General features: G+C 62.0%; 13 protein-coding genes. 7 read left to right on the top strand and 6 right to left on the bottom strand.

The genetic code is table 11. The features are described from left to right. Window positions 1-256 precede the first annotated feature (256 nt). Window positions 257-2398 (top strand): TonB-dependent siderophore receptor, encoded by a 2142-nt coding sequence (locus tag ACIPO9_RS12505; RefSeq protein WP_400781416.1) that lies wholly within the window; start codon window positions 257-259, stop codon window positions 2396-2398. Between the two features lie 596 nt (window positions 2399-2994). Here the strand turns inward: ACIPO9_RS12505 and ACIPO9_RS12500 are convergent. Together ACIPO9_RS12500 and ACIPO9_RS12495 are read right to left on the bottom strand one after the other, a co-directional pair. Next, complete coding sequence (locus ACIPO9_RS12500) at window positions 2995-4311, bottom strand: methyl-accepting chemotaxis protein (protein WP_400781187.1); 1317 nt, start codon at window positions 4309-4311, stop codon at window positions 2995-2997. Window positions 4312-4559: 248 nt separating this feature from the next. Continuing rightward, window positions 4560-5369 carry a TatD family hydrolase gene (locus tag ACIPO9_RS12495; RefSeq protein WP_274133718.1) on the bottom strand — a complete coding sequence of 270 codons (810 nt, stop codon included), beginning with the start codon at window positions 5367-5369 and terminating at the stop codon, window positions 4560-4562. 185 nt (window positions 5370-5554) lie between these two features. Here ACIPO9_RS12495 and ACIPO9_RS12490 point away from each other — a divergent pair, with 185 nt between their 5' ends. The 3 genes from ACIPO9_RS12490 (at window position 5555) to ACIPO9_RS12480 (ending at window position 8118) form a co-directional block, all read left to right on the top strand. Then, the gene (locus ACIPO9_RS12490) at window positions 5555-6979 is read left to right on the top strand and encodes a transglycosylase SLT domain-containing protein (RefSeq protein WP_400781185.1); all 1425 of its coding nucleotides are present in this window, start codon (window positions 5555-5557) and stop codon (window positions 6977-6979) included. A 100-nt stretch (window positions 6980-7079) separates the two neighbouring features. Then, on the top strand, window positions 7080-7517 hold the full coding sequence (locus ACIPO9_RS12485; RefSeq protein WP_274133720.1) for a DoxX family protein: 438 nt from the start codon (window positions 7080-7082) through the stop codon (window positions 7515-7517). Between the two features lie 283 nt (window positions 7518-7800). After that, entirely contained in the window at window positions 7801-8118 is a 318-nt protein-coding gene (locus tag ACIPO9_RS12480; RefSeq protein ID WP_274133721.1) for a class I SAM-dependent methyltransferase, read from the top strand. Here ACIPO9_RS12480 and ACIPO9_RS12475 read toward each other — a convergent pair. Continuing rightward, window positions 8105-9037 carry a hypothetical protein gene (locus tag ACIPO9_RS12475; RefSeq protein ID WP_400781183.1) on the bottom strand — a complete coding sequence of 311 codons (933 nt, stop codon included), beginning with the start codon at window positions 9035-9037 and terminating at the stop codon, window positions 8105-8107. The genes ACIPO9_RS12480 and ACIPO9_RS12475 overlap by 14 nt on opposite strands. A 153-nt stretch (window positions 9038-9190) precedes the next feature. Further along, window positions 9191-10207, bottom strand: coding sequence for a zinc-dependent alcohol dehydrogenase family protein (locus ACIPO9_RS12470; protein WP_400781181.1), 1017 nt, complete (start codon window positions 10205-10207; stop codon window positions 9191-9193). A 181-nt stretch (window positions 10208-10388) separates the two neighbouring features. On the opposite strand from ACIPO9_RS12470, the gene ACIPO9_RS12465 reads away from it, so the two are divergent. Continuing rightward, on the top strand, window positions 10389-10865 hold the full coding sequence (locus tag ACIPO9_RS12465) for a RidA family protein (protein ID WP_400781180.1): 477 nt from the start codon (window positions 10389-10391) through the stop codon (window positions 10863-10865). Window positions 10866-10868: 3 nt separating this feature from the next. On the opposite strand, the gene ACIPO9_RS12460 is transcribed toward ACIPO9_RS12465, so the two are convergent. After that, window positions 10869-11771 carry a LysR family transcriptional regulator gene (locus tag ACIPO9_RS12460; protein WP_400781179.1) on the bottom strand — a complete coding sequence of 301 codons (903 nt, stop codon included), beginning with the start codon at window positions 11769-11771 and terminating at the stop codon, window positions 10869-10871. 98 nt (window positions 11772-11869) lie between these two features. On the opposite strand from ACIPO9_RS12460, the gene ACIPO9_RS12455 reads away from it, so the two are divergent. Next, complete coding sequence (locus ACIPO9_RS12455) at window positions 11870-13048, top strand: aspartate aminotransferase family protein (protein WP_400781177.1); 1179 nt, start codon at window positions 11870-11872, stop codon at window positions 13046-13048. 204 nt (window positions 13049-13252) lie between these two features. Here the strand turns inward: ACIPO9_RS12455 and ACIPO9_RS12450 are convergent, their stop codons facing one another. Continuing rightward, window positions 13253-14491, bottom strand: coding sequence for a M20/M25/M40 family metallo-hydrolase (locus tag ACIPO9_RS12450; RefSeq protein WP_400781176.1), 1239 nt, complete (start codon window positions 14489-14491; stop codon window positions 13253-13255). A gap of 156 nt (window positions 14492-14647) precedes the next feature. Between ACIPO9_RS12450 and ACIPO9_RS12445 the strand changes: the two genes are divergently transcribed. Next, a complete protein-coding gene (locus tag ACIPO9_RS12445; protein ID WP_400781174.1) occupies window positions 14648-17017 on the top strand; it encodes a DNA polymerase II in 2370 nt (789 codons plus the stop codon). The last annotated feature ends 52 nt before the right edge of the window (window positions 17018-17069 follow it).

The raw sequence follows: 17069 nt of genomic DNA, 5'->3' as shown, positions 1-17069 counted from the left end.
AACCCCTCCCGAATGTATCAGCGATGTGTCAGCCCCCGGGGCAGGGATGGCATTTCGCTGTTACACGTAATACTAATGGTAATGAGAATAATTCTTTGCTACATTTTCACGCTTTTTTGACATTTCCGGTCAAGATTCAGGGGCTTGGGGCCCGCGATATTCAAAGGGAGGGGGAGTAAGGATGGGTAGCTACAACAACAATCAATTCAAGGTGAAAGCCTTGGCGGCGCTGGTTGCAACGGTCGCCTGCCACGGTATGGCCTGGGCCGAGGATGCCCCGGTCAAGCCGGCAAAAGGCAACACCATTCAACTGCAGAATTCGCTCGTTTCCGGGGAAGCCATAGCGGTAGAGAATGAAACCGGCTACCAGGCCAAGAACAGCACCGCAGGCACCAAGACCAGCACTCCATTATCGGAAACACCGCGCTCTGTATCCGTCGTGACACGTCAGCGCATGCAGGATCAGGCTTCGCAGACCCTGACCGACGTGCTGGGCTACGTGCCGGGTATTTTCGCGCCGCCATTCGCTGTGGGTGACGGTCTGGCGGGCGACCTGTTCTCCATTCGTGGCTTCAACGCCACCGACTACGGTTACGGCCTGCTCAAGGACGGCCTGCGTCTGCAAGGCAACCGCTACGACACCACCACCGAGCCCTATGGCCTGGAACGCACCGAAGTGTTCCGCGGCCCAAGCTCGATCCTGTACGGCGAAAACGCCCCGGGCGGCCTGGTCAACCTGGTCAGCAAACGCCCGACTGAAACCGCACAGGGCGAGGCCAAGTTCAGCTATGGCAGCAATAACCGTCGCCAACTGGGCCTGGACGTATCCGGCCCGCTGACCGACGACAACCGCATCCTGGGCCGCATCGTGATGCTCGGCCGCAACGCCGACACTCAGGTCGACTCGGTGCCGGATGATCGCCTGTACATCGCGCCGTCGATGACCTTCAACTTCGACGAAGACACTGCGCTGACATTGCTGTCGTCCTACCAGCGCGACCGCACCAAGCTGCTGCTGGGCTATCCGGCGGCGGGCACGCTTTTGAACAACCCCAACGGCAAGATCGGCAAGTCGCAGTTCAACGGCAACCCCGCCTGGGATGACTTCGAGCGCGAAACCTGGACCCTGGGTTACGAGTTCAGCCATCAGTTGAACGAGAACTGGCAGTTCCGCCAGAACTCGCGCTACATGGAATCGCGTCTGAACCGTCACGAAACCTGGCCGAACAACCTGAACAACGCAGGTTTTGGCACCACGCTGAGCAGCACCGCATACGACCGCGACAACAAGTCCGTGACCTACTCGGTGGACAACCAGTTCGAAGGCCACTTCACCAGCGGCGCACTGGAAAACACCGTGCTGCTGGGCGCCAGCTACGACCGCACCTCCTTCAATCAGGACTGGAACGCAGGCCTGGGCGGCACCTACAACGTGTTCAATCCGGTGTTCTCGCCGGTTCAGCCGCGCACCACGCAGTACGTGCAGAACTCCCAGCTCGACCAGCACATGTACGGTGCCTACGGCCAGTTGCAGAGCAAGTACGACAACTGGATCTTCCTCTTGGGCGGTCGTCAGGACTGGGTCCACAGCGAATACCGCAACCGTGCGAGCGCCGCTCGCGCAGGCAGCGCAGCGGTGCCGGCCACCGATCTGGATGGCTGGGATCATCGTTTCAGCTGGCAGACCGGCCTGATGTACCAGTTCGACAACGGCATCTCGCCTTACATCAGCTACTCGACTGCGTTCACCCCGGTGCAGCAGTCGTCGCAGCCGAACGGTGAATTGCTCGATCCGATCCTGAGCCATCAGTACGAAGCGGGTGTGAAGTACGAGCCCAAAGGCTGGAACACCACCTTCAGCGCGGCGGTCTTCCAGTTGACCAAGACACACGATGTGGTGGCCGGCTCCAACGGTTTCAGCCAGCAGGTCGGGGAGAGCGAGTCCAAGGGGATCGAGCTTGAGGCCAACAGCGACATCACCAAGAATCTCAGCCTGATGGCGTCGTACACCTACACCGATGCACGGGTGACCAAGGACGCGCCGGGTTCGTTGTTCGAAGATCATCAGTTGACCGGCATTCCGCGTAACCAGGCGTCGGGCTGGGCGACCTATCGCTTCCTCGATGGTCCGTTGAGCGGGTTCCGTGTGGGCGGTGGTGTGCGTTACTTCGACAACACCTTCGCGTACACCTCGCCGACGCTGTACGGCAAGTTGAAGACGGGCGATGTGACGCTGGTCGATGCGCTGGTCGGGTACGACATCGACAAGCACTGGTCGGTGGACGTGAACGCCAAGAACCTGTTCGACAAGGAATACGTCAGCGGGTGTAACAACGCCGGTCGTTGCTACTGGGGTGAAGAGCGTACTGTCATGGGGACCGTTGCCTTCCGTTGGTAAGGGTTGATTGACCACCGACCGTAGCAGTCCGGCTTGCCGGCGGGGCGTTTTCAAGATCGCTCCCGCCGGCAAGCCGTGCTGCTACGGGGATTTTTGATCGTGTTTGATCGTTCCCACGCTTTGCGTGGTAACGGCTTGTTTGACGCTCCGCGTCTTTCGGCGACGCTGGGGTTGTGTGTATATCCGTTATCGCGCTGGTTGGACTTTAGGGTTTCGCCCCTTACGGGCGACCTACTTTCTTTCGGGAAAGTAGGCAAACCATTTGCTCCTGGCTGGGGTCCTTCGGACTTCCCTCGACTCCGGCGCCGTTCCGGGGGCACGCCATGATGGGCCATCCATGGCCCGCACGGCTTTCGCGGCTTCCTGCCGCTCATCCCCCTCCACGACACCTACGCTCGGCCTGGCGCCTTGACGTCGCGCCCTGTGTCGCCTGCACCACCGCGCATGAAAAGCAAAATCAAAATCTAGAACACACCACCATCCCGTAGCAGTCCGGCTTGCCGGCGTCGGCGCCCCCAAAATCGCCGACGCCGGCAAGCCGGACTGCTACGGGCCGATTGAACGACGCTGAGATAGGGTGCAGATCCGTCATTGGGTCAATTGCACCTGAGGGTCCCAATCACCGTATTCAACTCACCCGCCAATGTCGCCAGTTCATCACTGGTGCTGGCCGAATCCACCGTCTGGCGCACGGTACGCTCGGTCACGTCGCGGATGCTCACCACCGCGCGGTTCATCTCTTCGGCCACCTGACTCTGCTGCTGGGCGGCGACGGCGATCTGCGTATTGCTCTCGCGCATCTGCGCCACGGCCTCGGTGATGGCCGTGAGTGCTTGCCCCGCTTCTCGCGCATGGGCCACGCAATCGTCGGCCTTGTGCGAGCTTTCCTGCATGAAGTCCACCGCATCGCGGGTGCCTGCCTGTAGGGCTGAAACCATGGTGGTGATCTCGTCGGTTGAGGTCTGGACGCGCCTGGCCAGGTTGCGCACTTCATCGGCGACCACCGCAAAGCCGCGCCCCATCTCCCCGGCGCGGGCCGCTTCGATGGCCGCGTTCAGGGCCAGCAGGTTGGTCTGCTCGGCGATGCTGTGGATCACGTTGACCACGCCGTTGATCTTCTGGCTGTCCTCGGCCAGGCGCTGGATCATACCGGCGGTCTGCTGCACGCCACTGGACAGCCCGGCGATGGACAGTTGCACCCGGTCCACCACCGCCTTGCCGCTACCGGCCAGCGCATCCGCGCTTTGCGACTGATCGCGGGTGGCGCTGGCGTGTTGGGCGATGTGGTAGACGGTAGCGGTCATTTGGTTGATGGCCGTGGCGACCTGGTCGGTCTCGCTCTGCTGGCCGAGCATGCCTTCGCGCACATCGCTCATGCCTGAAGCCAGGTGCACGGCACCCTGGTCCAGCCGCGCTGCCGATTGCGCGACGGTGCCGACGACGCGCTGATACCCGGCCTGCATGGCGTTGAACGCCTTGGCCATCTGCCCGACTTCGTCATCACCGGCCAGCGGCACCCGGGCGCACAGGTCGCCGCTGTGTTCGACGTGCAGCATTACGTCCTTGAGGGTGTTGAGGTGGGTCAGCAGGAAACGGATCAACAGTTGGGAGGCACCGAGCATGGCCAGCATCAGCACGAACACCGCAAGAGCGTACTGGCCGAGGTGCTCGGTCAGGACCTGGTTGAAGGAGGGAGGTGCGGCAATCGGGCGAATGTCTGGAAGCGCTTGTCCGGCGGGCCATGCAGCCTGCCATTGTGCCCGGACCTGCACCGCCTGCCGGGCATCCTCGGCGCGGCTGTGTTGCTCCAGGTTCACGGCGTACAGCACCAGCAGCAGAGTGGTGAGAAAGGCGACCGCGTTCACCGCCCAGAATTTGTATTTAAGCGAAATGTTGCTCAGCCAGCGGCTCATGAGAAGCTCTTCTGTGATTGCACGGGGTAAGGCAAGGTGCCATTAGTGTGTGCAATCGGCTGGGGTCAGAGGTTGATCTGGATCAATGAGCGAGATGAGGCACGTTGCCTGTCACGCCACCGTACCTGTGGGAGCGAGCTTGCTCGCGAAAGCGGTGGCGCGCCGATATGGCATTGTCGGGACGAACGCTTTCGCGGGCAAGCCCGCTCCCACAGAGGAAGCTGCAAGTCACTGGCATCGGTGAGGCATCAGCCTGCGAGCTGCGGCAATCCAAAGAACGCCTGGGCGCACGCGGTGGTGTGGGCTGCAACATCCTGCGCGGTTTCACCCCGGTGCAATGCCACTTCCCGCAACACTTCCGGAAGATACGCCGGCTCGTTACGGCCGTTCTTCGGCTTGGGCCGGAGGCTGCGCGGCAACAGGTACGGCGCGTCACTTTCCAGCATCAGCCGGCCACGGGGGATTTCGCGCACCAGCGGGTGCAGATGTGTGCCGCGGCGCTCGTCGCAGATCCAGCCGGTGATGCCGATGTGCAGGTCCATGTCCAGATAGCTGAACAGCGCGCGTTTTTCGCCGGTGAAGCAGTGCACCACGGCAGCCGGCAGGTGGTCACGGTATTCACGCAGAATGGCCAGCAGCCGTTCGTCGGCTTCCCGCTCGTGGAGGAACACCGGCATTTTCAGGGCAACCGCCATGGCCAGTTGGGCGTGCAGGGCCTTTTCCTGCTGTGGACGAGGGGAGAAGTCGCGGTTGAAGTCCAGCCCGCATTCGCCCACCGCACGCACGGCATTTTCTTTGAGCAGGGCATGCAACTCTTTCTCGGTTTCGCTTGTCCAAGCGCTCGCCGAGTGGGGGTGCACCCCGGCGGTGCTGAACAATCGCACACCGCTTTCATCCAGTTGGCGGCACATTTGCAAGGCTTGTTCGCTGCCTTCGACATCGGTTCCCGTGAGGATCAATTGACCCACGCCAGCGGCGTAGGCGCGGTCGAGTACCTCCCGTTCCTTTGAAGCGAAGCTTGAGTTGGTCAGATTGACGCCGATGTCGATTAATTGCATGGTTTCACCCTTGGCCTAGGCCCAGAAGAATACCAGAGCGTTTGAAGCGATAAAAAAACAAGCGGGTTCAACTGCTTAACAATTTTAATTCCCTGTGACGTCGCAGGCCGTTGCGCCTTGCGCAGCTCGCGCGGCTGTCCGTCACAGGCTTCAAGTCCGTTTTTCGGCATTTTTCCGGAGCTTCAATGATTCGAGCCCCCATGCTCACGTTGCTGTGCCTGTTTTTGGTGCCGTCTCTCGCCGATGCGACGCAACACACTGCCGGGCCGCCGGTGGTCATCAAGAAATCGCAGGTTCGTGACCTGTCCGCGATCCGCAGCAGCAAGGTGCTGAGGGTGCTGGTCAATCAGAGCCGCAACAGTTCCGGCGAAGTGCAGGGCGAGGCCATCGGTGTCGAATACCGTCGCCTGCAAGCCTTCGAAAAGTATCTCAATGGCCACGCCCGTGATGGCCAGAAGGTCTCCCTCAAGCTGATTCCCAAGGCCAAGGACCAGTTGCTCGCCGCCCTGCAGCGTGGCGAAGGCGATCTGGTCGCTCCCGGCGAGTTGCTCGACGCCAGCGCGGCCAAGTATGTCGACCCCACCAATGCGGTGGTCAGCGGTGTGCCGCTGGTGCTGGTGGGGGTGCGCGGCGAGCGCAGTTTCAAGCGCCCCGAGCAATTGTCCGGGCGCACCCTGATGCTGACCTCCGGCAGCGCTGCCAACCAGGCGGTGGTGCAATTGAACCAGAAACTGGCATTGCACAAGCTGGCGCCGGTGAAGGTCGAATGGGTCGATCCGAGCCTGGCGGTGGAGGATGTGCTGGAAATGGTTCAGGCCGGTATCTATCACCTGACGGTGGTCGAACAACCGATTGCCGAGCGCTGGGCCAAGGTGATGCCCAAGCTGCGGGTCGACCGTTCGGTGGCCCTGAGCAACGGCGACATGCAGTGGTTCGTGCGCAAGGACGCGGTGATGCTGCACGCCACGGTGGACCGTTTCCTGGAAACCTGGCAGGCGCCGGCCAACCAGGATGTCGCGTTCCAGAAGGCCTACAAGGACCTTTATCGTGTGCACTACCCCTTGGCTCGGGAGGATCGCCAGCGCCTGGAAAAACTGCGCCCGACCCTGCAACGCCACGCCGACGCACAGAAGATGGACTGGCTGGACCTGGCCGCCCTGGCGTTCAAGGAATCCCAGCTCAATCCGGGCGCCAAGGGCGGCAGCGGTGCCACGGGCCTGTTGCAGATCACGCCATCGGCAGCCCAGCGGGTTGGGGTGGGCAACATCCGTGATGTGGACGGCAACGTGCAGGCGGCCAGCAAATACCTGGCAATGATTCGCCGCAAGTTCTTTTCAAGCCCCAGGATCAACGAACGCGAGCGCATGGCGTTCACCCTCGCGGCCTACAACCTGGGCCCGGAGCGGGTGCAGGCGATGCGCACCCAGGCCAAGCGCCAGGGGCTGAACCCCAACCAGTGGTTCTTCCAGGTCGAGCGCGTGGCGATGGAACAGGTGGGGATGGGCGTGGTGAGCTACGTTAATAGTGTGAACAAATACTATCTGGCGTATGACCAGGAGCGCAGTTCGCTGGAGAGTCCTTCACAACGTAAAGTGGCTTCCAGAGACTGATCGATTAATTCGATGTTTATGGTGGGATTTTTGCGATTTTCATATTTGATGATTCGATTATGATGGCGCCACTTCTTCTTACCAAATGGAATTAAACGCCATGAACGCTCAAATCAAATCGCTGTTCAACACCAACGCCGGCTACGGCATCACTGTCCTGCGCATCCTTGTGGGCATCATCTTCATGGCTCACGGCAGCCAGAAATTGTTCGGCATGTTTGGCGGTTACGGCCTGGAAGGCACCGGCCAGTACATGGCGAGCCTGGGTCTGAATCCGGGTTACCTGATGGCGTTGCTGTCGGGTAGCGCCGAGTTCTTCGGTGGCCTGGCATTGTTCCTGGGCCTGCTGGTGCGCCCTGCGGCGGTGGTGCTGATCGTGATGCTGGTGGTGGCGATCCTTTCGGTGCACATCCACAACGGTCTGTTCATGGCCAACAACGGTTACGAGTTCGGCCTGGCACTCCTGGGTGCGGCGGTTGCGGTGCTGTTCGAAGGGGCAGGCCGGGTTTCGCTGGATCGGTTGATTGCCGCGAAGTAAGCAGCAAGTTCCACCTGTAGCAGCACGGCTTGCCGGCGGGGGCGTCATTGAGATCGCCCCCGCCGGCAAGCCGTGCTGCTACAGGTATCAATTCCCAGTATTGCCTACATCCAGAATTGACAATTCCCCTGCGGCTTCTCTAGGATGCCGCTCATGCGCCGATTTAAACAGCTACTTGCGGGGCGCCTGATGTCGTGAAAACGCCATCGAAATACCGCTAAAGCGCTGGTTCGGTGTTGCCTCTCACCTGCCCGGCGGAACATTGAGGCAGAGAAACTACACCATGAGCAGCCACGCCAACCCGCGCCCTCTCATTCGTCTGGCACCCATCGCCGGCCAATTCGTTCGTCGCAATCCGAAGATTCTCCTGGGCGGTTCCCACCAGCCGACGCTCTTGCGTTATCTGGACGGCTGGCCCCGTCGTCAGAACGGCCCCCACGCATTTCTCATCAAATTCATCGAAGCCAACGCGCCCCTCGACCGGTTCGCAAACGACCAGTTCGACCTGGCCGTCATTCAGGCACCCAGCGCCGAGCGCGCCGAGTCGGTGATTGGACACCTGACGCGCATCGCCCGGCAGGGTTTGATCACACGCTGCTGATCGGGCGGCGGCTGGGTTGCAGTCGGCCGTCCGGGTCAGTCTTTTTGAGCGCGCTGCGGATCTGGTTGGCGTGCCGGCAGTTGGCGACGATATTGCTGCGCAACGACCAGTCAGTGTTGATGATGAAAAAGTTCTGGATGTAGCTGTTTTCATCCACCGACTTGAACCACTCATCGATCTTGTTGCTCAAGTCCGTAGGGGCGTGGAAGGGCAGCGAGTACTTGGCGCACTGCACGGCCTTGAGCTCGAAGTCGCGCTTGCTCTCCTTGCCAATCCTGTCGACAAACGCTTTGAGTGTGTTGGTGTTGAACAGGTTTTCCCCCGGCCAGCACTGCTTGACGCCCGGCCACAATTCATGACTGGCCGATCCGTGGTTATAGGCCACGACCACGTTCTTGCCCGGGTGTTCGTTCCAGAGCTGTGCAAGGGTCTGTCCGCGCAAGGCGTAGGGCAGCCGCCTGGAGCCCAGCCCGGTATAGATCAAGGCTTGCAGCTCTTCATGGGCTTGCGCTGTGAACTTGTCGAACTGATGAAAATCCAGAATGACGATTTCCCGAGCCTTGCTCCCGTCCTGTTCCAGTTCGGCGAAATACTCCCGCGTACGCTGCAGGATATCGACAGCCACCGTCCTGCCCGATGAGGTCAGGTGAAAGACCTGGAAGCGCCTGGCGTCGCCTTCGGGATAAGAGGAGTAGAACCTGACGCGCAGGTCGAGCACCCTGATGCCGTGGCGCAGCTGTTCGTGGGGCGGGACGTCCTGCGCGAACTCCTGAAGGACGCCCAGGTTGGGTGATTGCTTGTCGCTGCCTGAGTTGTGGGTGCCTGGCAAAATCAGCTCATCGACCCGCAGGCTTTCCAGCCCGGGGGTGTGCGCCATCCAGTTCAGGTGCAGAGGGGGATTGCTTGAGGTGCTGGTCATGTCGTCATTCCTTGACGTAATGGCGGCGCGCGGAAAGCACGGCCGCGTGAAAAGTCCAGGGATCACGTTACCGAACGAAAACGCCCGGTCAATGAAGGCACCGGGCGCGAACTGTTGCAGGATGTTGGGAGGGCGCAGCCTGCGCAGGACGCCTCAGCGTACCCGCAGCACCACCCGACCGCGCACCGGATCTTCGTCCAGGTGGTTGTGCGCCTTGCCGAACTGCTCGAAGGGCCAGGTGCGATGGATGTCCGGCTTGAGCAGGCCTTTGACGGTCAGCTCGTTGATCGTGTCCAGGGCGCGCTTCATGGCCTCGCTGTCCTGGGCGATGCCCAGTTCCGGTTTGCCGGTGAAATTCTCCAGGCAGTGCACGAAGAAGCGCATGTTCTTGCGAAAGGCCTGCATCGCCGGGAAGGGCGTGGTGTTGCCGCCGCGCAGGCCATACAGCACCAGGCTGCCACGGGGCGCCAGCACGTCACCGAGCCGCGACATGTGCATGCCACCGTAGCCGTCGAACACCGCTTCGATGCCCTTGCCCTTGGTCAACGCGTCGATGCGCAGGCAAATGTCGTCCTCTTCGGTCACGATCACCCGCTCGGCACCATTGGCCAACAGGTATTCGCGGTCCTCGGCATGTTCAGTCGCCGCGATAACCCTTAGGCCCAGCGCCTTGCCCAGTTGTACGAAAGCGATACCTGGGCTGTAGGCCGCGTCGGTGACCAGCACCGTCTGCCCGGCCTGCACCCGCGCCAGATCGACGAGGGCGAAGTAGGCCAGCAGCATCGGCGTGTAATGAACGCTGGCTTCGACCGGCGTCAATGCATCGGGATAGCGGGTCAGGGCGTTGCGCGGCACCAGCACGTGATCGCCGCAGACCGGGTAGTCGTTGGCGCTCATGGCCTTGAAGCTGGCGACCTTGTCACCCACTTGCAGATCGGTGACGTCGGCGCCCACGGCCTCGACGATACCGGCCATTTCGCTGCCGATACCGGCTGGCAATTGCACCTTGGCCAGGGCCAGGTTCTGGCGCCACAACACATCGTCCCAGCTGATGCCGATGGCTTCGGCACGAACCAGCACTTCCTGTGGACCGGGCAAACGGTCAGGCTGCTCCTCGCAACTGAGCACATCGGCTTTGCCGAAGCGATGAAATTTGATGGCGCGTGACATTTCCAACCTCGACTCATTTGATTAGCGTTGGAATGACTCTACGGGGCAGGGGGCTCGGGGACCATTTCTGTCTGTCGATACCCGACATGTCTGTCATCAATTGAGAATTGCGGAACTCTCAAACGGTGCGACCAGGGTTTATGATCCAGCTCACCCATTCTTCGAACAACAGAGGCTGACAATGTCGTGTGATGCTCGCTTCAAACAGCTGTGCGCCCAGTCCGGTCATGACTTCGACGGCGAGATCAAGATCGGTGGCAACTACGTGCCGTTGGTGCGCCATGAGGATCAGATCTACATCAGCGGGCAGATCCCCCGGGTCGGCGACAGGGTGGTGGTGACCGGGCGCGCCGGTGGTGATGTGACGCTGGAAGCTGTGCAACAGGGCGCCAGGATCAGCGCGCTGCGGGCCATTGCACTGTTGCAGCGCAGCGTCGGCAGCCTGGATCGGATCGTACGGGTGCTGCGCATGACGATGTACGTGCAGTGCACCGACAGTTTCACCCAGCACAGCGAAGTGGCCGACGGCGCGTCCGAGGTGCTGTTTTTCGTGTTCGGCGAGGCGGGCGCCCATACCCGCAGTTCGGTGGGGGTGTATCAGTTGCCCAAGAATGCGACGGTCGAGATGGATCTGATCGCGGTGGCTGAGCGGGATTGAGCATCATTTGCCCCATGTCGCCAGCACGCTGTCCACGAAATGCCGGACCTTGGGCAGCCGATAGCGGTCCTGGGCGTACATCAGCCACATGGGCCGGCTAGGCGGGCGGTAAGCCTGCAGCAGGGGTATCAGCTTGCCCGCCTGCAAGTCCTCGCTGATCAGCACGTCCGGCAACATCGCGATGCCCATGCCCGCCAGTGCCGCCTGGCGCAAGGCGGGCGAGCTGTTGACGATCATCGAGCCTGCCACCGGAATCTCGATCACTCCTTCAGGCCCCGTGAGTTTCCACAGCTTGTCGGTGGCCCGCCAGTCGTCCCCGGCCGGGTAGGCGAACGCCAGGCAATTGTGCTCGCACAAGTGCGCAGCCTTCAGCGGCGTGCCACGGCGCTCCAGGTAATCGCGCGAGGCGCAGATGGTCAGGGTGTAATCCCGCAAGGGGCGGGCGATCAGCGCAGAAGATTCGGGCATCCCCAAGCGAATCGCGGCGTCGAAGCCGTGCTCGATCAGGTCCATCAACTGGTTGCTCAGCACCACCTCGACCTTGATCTGGGGGTACTGGTCCATGAAATCCTTGAGCATCGGCGACAGGCGCTCGGCACCAAAAGCTGGAGGAGCAGTGATGCGCAACGTGCCGCTGGGCTGGGTCTGGATGTGTTCGGCCATGCGCTCGGAATCGTTGACCAGCGCCAGTACGTCGAGGCAGCGGCGGTAGTACTGCGTGCCGAATTCCGTCAGGTTCTGGCGACGGGTCGTACGCTGCAAAAGGCTCACGCCCAGTCGCTGCTCCAGCGCCTTGAGGTGATTGCCGACCATGGTCGTCGACATTTCGCACTGCCGAGCGGCGGCGGTCAGGCTGCCGCTTTCCACCACCTTCACGAATACCGTCATTGCCTGGAACACATCCATTAGCCACTCCAGCTTTAAAGTCACTCAAGAAATGCCATCTTTATACAGCATATCGGGCTAACGATACTGACGTCACCCACTGTGATGGAGCAATCGAGATGACCGCCGCCTGCCTGATGAACACCTACAAACCGCTGCCCCTGAGCTTTGCCAGAGGAGAAGGCGCGCGCCTCTGGGACGAGACCGGTCGCCAGTACCTGGACGCCATGGCGGGCGTGGCCGTGACCAACGTCGGGCACAGCCATCCGCAGCTGGTGACGGCAATCAGCGAGCAGGCCGGGTTGCTCCTGCACACTTCCAACCATTACCGGATCGACTGGCAACAGCGCCTGGCTGCGAAGCTGACCCGCCTGGCGGGGCTGGAGCAGGTGTTCTTCAACAATTCCGGGGCCGAGGCCAACGAAACCGCACTCAAGCTGGCGCGTTTGCATGGCTGGGCCAAAGGCATCGAACAGCCGCTGATACTGGTCATGGAAAACGCCTTCCATGGCCGCACGCTGGGCACGTTGTCGGCCAGTGACAGCGGTTCGGTGCGCCTGGGGTTTCAGCCGTTCTCCGGGGAATTCGTCAAAGTGCCTTTCGGGGATATTGAAGCGGTGCGCCAGGCGAGCAGGGTGTACGGCGAACGCATCGTCGCGGTGATGCTGGAGCCGATTCAGGGGGAGGGCGGCGTGATGCTGCCACCGCCGGGGTATCTCAAGGCGCTGCGTGCTCATTGCAGCAATAACGCCTGGCTGATGATCCTCGACGAAATCCAGACCGGCATAGGCCGCACCGGACACTGGTTCGCCTTTCAGCACGAAGGTATCGTGCCGGACGTGGTCACCCTGGCCAAGGCACTGGGCAACGGCATTCCCATTGGCGCGTGCCTGGCCACGACCGCGGTGGCGCGCTTGTTCACCCCGGGCAGCCACGGCAGCACTTTCGGCGGCAACCCGCTGGCCTGTCGCGTTGGCTGCACGGTGCTGGACATCGTTGCGCAGCAAGGCCTGCTGGAGAATGCCGCAACCCAGGGAGAGCGACTGTTGGCGCGTCTGCGCGAAACCCTGGCGGGGCATCCGGACGTGGTGCAGATTCGCGGCTTGGGCCTGATGATCGGCATCGAACTGGCCCGCCCCATCCGCGACCTGACCCACATCGCCGCCCATGAATACGGCGTACTTCTGAACGTCACCCGCGGCCAGACCATCCGCCTGCTGCCGCCGTTGATCATCGAAGAGTCGGACGTCGAGCAGATCGTCGCCGCTGTGTCGGGGGTGTTGGGGGTGGGTTATTGACCCGAAATCATGCTCGCCACACAACCCGTAGCAGTCCGGCTTGCCGGCGATAGCGGTCTTGAGTACGCCCCCGCGGGCAAGCCCGGCTGCTACGGGATTTGGGTTGTTCACGGGATCTGTGTATCACCCCAGCACCGTAGCAGCACGGCTTGCCGGCGGGGCGGTCTTGGGTACGCCACGCCGGCAAGCCGGACTGCTACAGGGTCATTTTGCGCTGGACAACTGCATGATCATTGCCACGGTCAGGTAAAGGCGGGGTGCGATGCTGGAAAGCTCGGAATATTCGTCATCGGCGTGCAAGCCGGCGCCGACCACGCCCATGGTTTCAAGCACCGCTGGTTTCTGACTGTCGGGGACGTAGGCGTAACCGGCGTCGGTGCCGAAGCGCATGGCGATCGGTTCGATGGTGCGGCCGATCTTGCCGTACAGCGCCTGGGCGGTTTTCGCCAGGTCTTCGCTGCCCGGGTTCTTGACCAATAGCGGCCGGCCCTTGTCCAACCGGAAGGTCACATCGGTGCCGTCGATCAGCTTGTCCTTGATGATCCGCTGCCCATCGGCCAACACCCGGTCCGACTCGCTCGGGTCCGAATAGCGCATGTCACCTTCGGCTGCCGCGCTGGCAGGAATGATGTTGCGTTTTTCTCCACCCTTTATCAGGGTCCAGTTCACGGTCGTGCCCTTGGCCGGATCGCCCAGGTCCTTGAGCTGGACCAGTTGATGGGCCAGTTCCATCGCCGCGTTGCGACCCGCTTCAGGCGCCGAGCCCGCATGGGACGACTTGCCCTTGACGTCGACGAACACGCCATTGATGCCGTTGGTGGCGACGGTCACCGCATCCTTGTCCGGTGGCTCGTAGGAGAAGACATAGTCATGCTCGCGCGCAAGCTCGGCGATGAGTTTCTTCGAGCCTGCCGAGCCGGTTTCTTCATCCGGGTTGAACAGCACGGTGATGGTGCCGAAGTCCTTGAAGTTCTGATCCTTGAGCAGTTTCAGCGAATGCAGAACCATGGCCACGCCGCCCTTGGCATCGGCCACGCCAGGGCCGTAGGCGCGTTCGGCGTCCACCCGGAACGGCCGTTTGGCAGCGGTCCCCGGGCCGAAAACTGTGTCGTAGTGAATCATCAGCAGAAAGCTTTTCGAGCCGCTGCCTCTAAGGGTGCCGACAATGTTGTCGCCCGCAGATGGCGTGGCCGGTGTGGTCTGAACGCTTGCGCCCAGCGCCTTGAGGCGATCGACCAGCACTGCGCTGACCGTCTTCAGGCCAGGGGCCTGTCCAGTGCCGGTGTCGATGTCCACCAGTTGTTTGACCGTGGCCAGATAGGCTTTCTGTTCGGCTTGGGCCTTGTTCAGGAGCTGGTCGGCGGGCAGGTCGGCCGCAAGGGCCAGTGAGCAGAAGAGTGAAGTGGCGACGGCGGCCGCCAGGGTGGTGCGTCGGACGAGCATGCTGGATCCCTCAGAGGTGTGAACGCTTTTGCTGTGAACCCTGTGACGGGGCATCGTTCCACCGCATCCGCCTCCGGGAAAGCCAAACCGGCGCGCGTTTGCCCGCCGATCCCCGTAGAATCCACTTCCTGAAAGCAGGTTTTCGAGGTTGTACAGGTGGAACTAGAGCAGGGCTTCGTCCTGACCCGGCATTGGCGCGACACCGACGCGGGCACCCAGGTCGAATTCTGGTTGGCGACTGACAGCGGCCCGCGCCGCGTGCGCCTGCCGTTGCAGACGTCCGTGGCGTTCATTCCTGCGCAGCATCGCGAGCGGGCCGAGGTGGTGTTGCGCCAGGAAAGCAATGTCCAGCTCAAGCCGCTGGAACTCTGCGACTTCCGCCATCGACCGGTGCTCGGGCTCTACACCGGCCAGCATCGCCAGTTGATGAACCTTGAGAAGGAGCTGCGTCGGGCCAGCGTCGATGTCTACGAAGCCGACGTGCGTCCGCCCGAGCGCTACCTGATGGAGCGCTTCATCACCGCGCCGGTGGAGTTCAGCGGCACGCCCGATGCCAGCGGCCTGCTGGTTGATGCGCAGATGCGGCCCGCTCCCGACTATCGCCCACGCTTGAAACTGGTGTCTCTGGACATCGAAACCACCGAGCGCGGCGAGTTGTACTCCATCGCCCTGGAAGGGTGCGGCGAGCGTCAGGTGTACATGCTCGGCCCGGCCAATGGCGATGCTGCGCAGGTGGACTTCACCTTCGATTACTGCGACACCCGCGCAGCGCTGCTGGAAAGCTTGAATGCCTGGATGGCACGCCACGACCCTGACGCGATCATCGGCTGGAACCTGGTGCAGTTCGACCTGCGGGTTTTGCACGAACACTCCCGGCGTCTGAACGTGCCGTTGCGGCTGGGGCGCGACGGCGAGGTGATGGGCTGGCGCGAACACGGGGCGGGCAACAATCACTTCTTTGCCTCGGCCGCCGGACGGCTGATCATCGATGGCATCGAGGCATTGCGCTCCGCCACCTGGAGCTTCCCCTCGTTCAGCCTGGAAAACGTCGCCCAGACTCTGCTCGGCGAAGGCAAGGCCATCAGCACCCCGTACCAGCGCATGGACGAAATCAACCGCATGTTCGCCGAGGACAAGCCGGCGCTGGCTCGCTATAACCTCAAGGACTGCGAACTGGTCACGCGGATTTTCGAGAAGACCGAGCTGCTTACCTTTCTGCTCGAGCGTGCCACGGTCACCGGCCTGCCGGCTGATCGCAATGGTGGTTCGGTGGCGGCTTTCGAGCATCTGTACATGCCGCTGATGCACCGCCAGGGCTTCGTGGCTCCCAACCTTGGTGAACGCATGCCCGAGGCCAGCCCAGGCGGGTTCGTCATGGACTCGCGTCCGGGGCTGTATGAATCGGTGCTGGTGCTTGACTACAAGAGCCTTTACCCGTCGATCATCCGCAGCTTCCTGATCGACCCGGTGGGCTTGATCGAAGGCCTGAAACACCCCGACGACCAGGACTCGGTCGAAGGCTTTCGCGGGGCGCGCTTTTCCCGCACCCGGCACTGCCTGCCGTCCATCGTTTCCCGCGTCGCCGAGGGGCGCGAAGCCGCCAAGCGCGAACGCAACGCACCGCTGTCCCAGGCCCTGAAAATCATCATGAACGCCTTCTACGGTGTGCTCGGTTCCAGCGGTTGCCGCTTCTTCGATACGCGCCTGGCGTCGTCGATCACCCTGCGCGGCCACCAGATCATGCGCCAGACCCGCCAACTGATCGAAGCCCAGGGTTATGAGGTGATCTATGGCGATACCGACTCCACCTTCGTATGGCTCAAGCGCCCCCACGAGCAAGAGGAAGCGGCGCGGATCGGCAAGGCGCTGGTCAAGGGCGTGAACGACTGGTGGCGCGAGCATCTGCACAACGAGTTCGGCCTTGAAAGCGCGCTGGAACTGCAATTCGAAACCCACTTCAAACGCTTCCTGATGCCGACCATCCGTGGCGCAGAGGAGGGCAGCAAGAAGCGCTACGCAGGCCTGGTGACCCGCGCCGACGGTGAAGACGAGATGGTCTACAAGGGCCTGGAAACCGTACGCACCGACTGGTCGCCGCTGGCCCAGGTGTTCCAGAAAGAGCTGTACCTGCGCATCTTCCAGCGTCGCCCGTTTCAGGAATACCTGCGCGATTATGTGCGCCGCACGCTGGCGGGGGAACTGGATGAGCAGCTCATCTACCGCAAGCGCCTGCGCCGTTCGCTGGACGAATACGAACACAACGTCCCGCCCCACGTGCGTGCTGCCCGCATCGCCGACGATTACAACCGCCAGCAAGGTCGCCCGCTGCAATACCAGAACCGCGGCTGGATCAGCTACGTCATCACTGTCGCTGGTCCCGAACCCCTGGAAGCCCGTAGCGCCCCGATCGACTACGACCACTACATCACTCGCCAGCTGCAACCGATTGCCGACGCGATCCTGCCGTTCGTGTTGCCCGGCACGATCAACCTGCAGAGCCTGGATCAGATGAGTTTCGATTTCTGAGAAGACTCCATCCAGCACCGAACCCGTAGCAGCACGGCTTGCCGGCGGGCTG

It is taken from the genome of Pseudomonas sp. NPDC090203 (assembly GCF_044746765.1).
Taxonomy (GTDB): domain Bacteria; phylum Pseudomonadota; class Gammaproteobacteria; order Pseudomonadales; family Pseudomonadaceae; genus Aquipseudomonas; species Aquipseudomonas putida_AD.
This window is presented reverse-complemented; position numbering and strand designations above follow the sequence as displayed.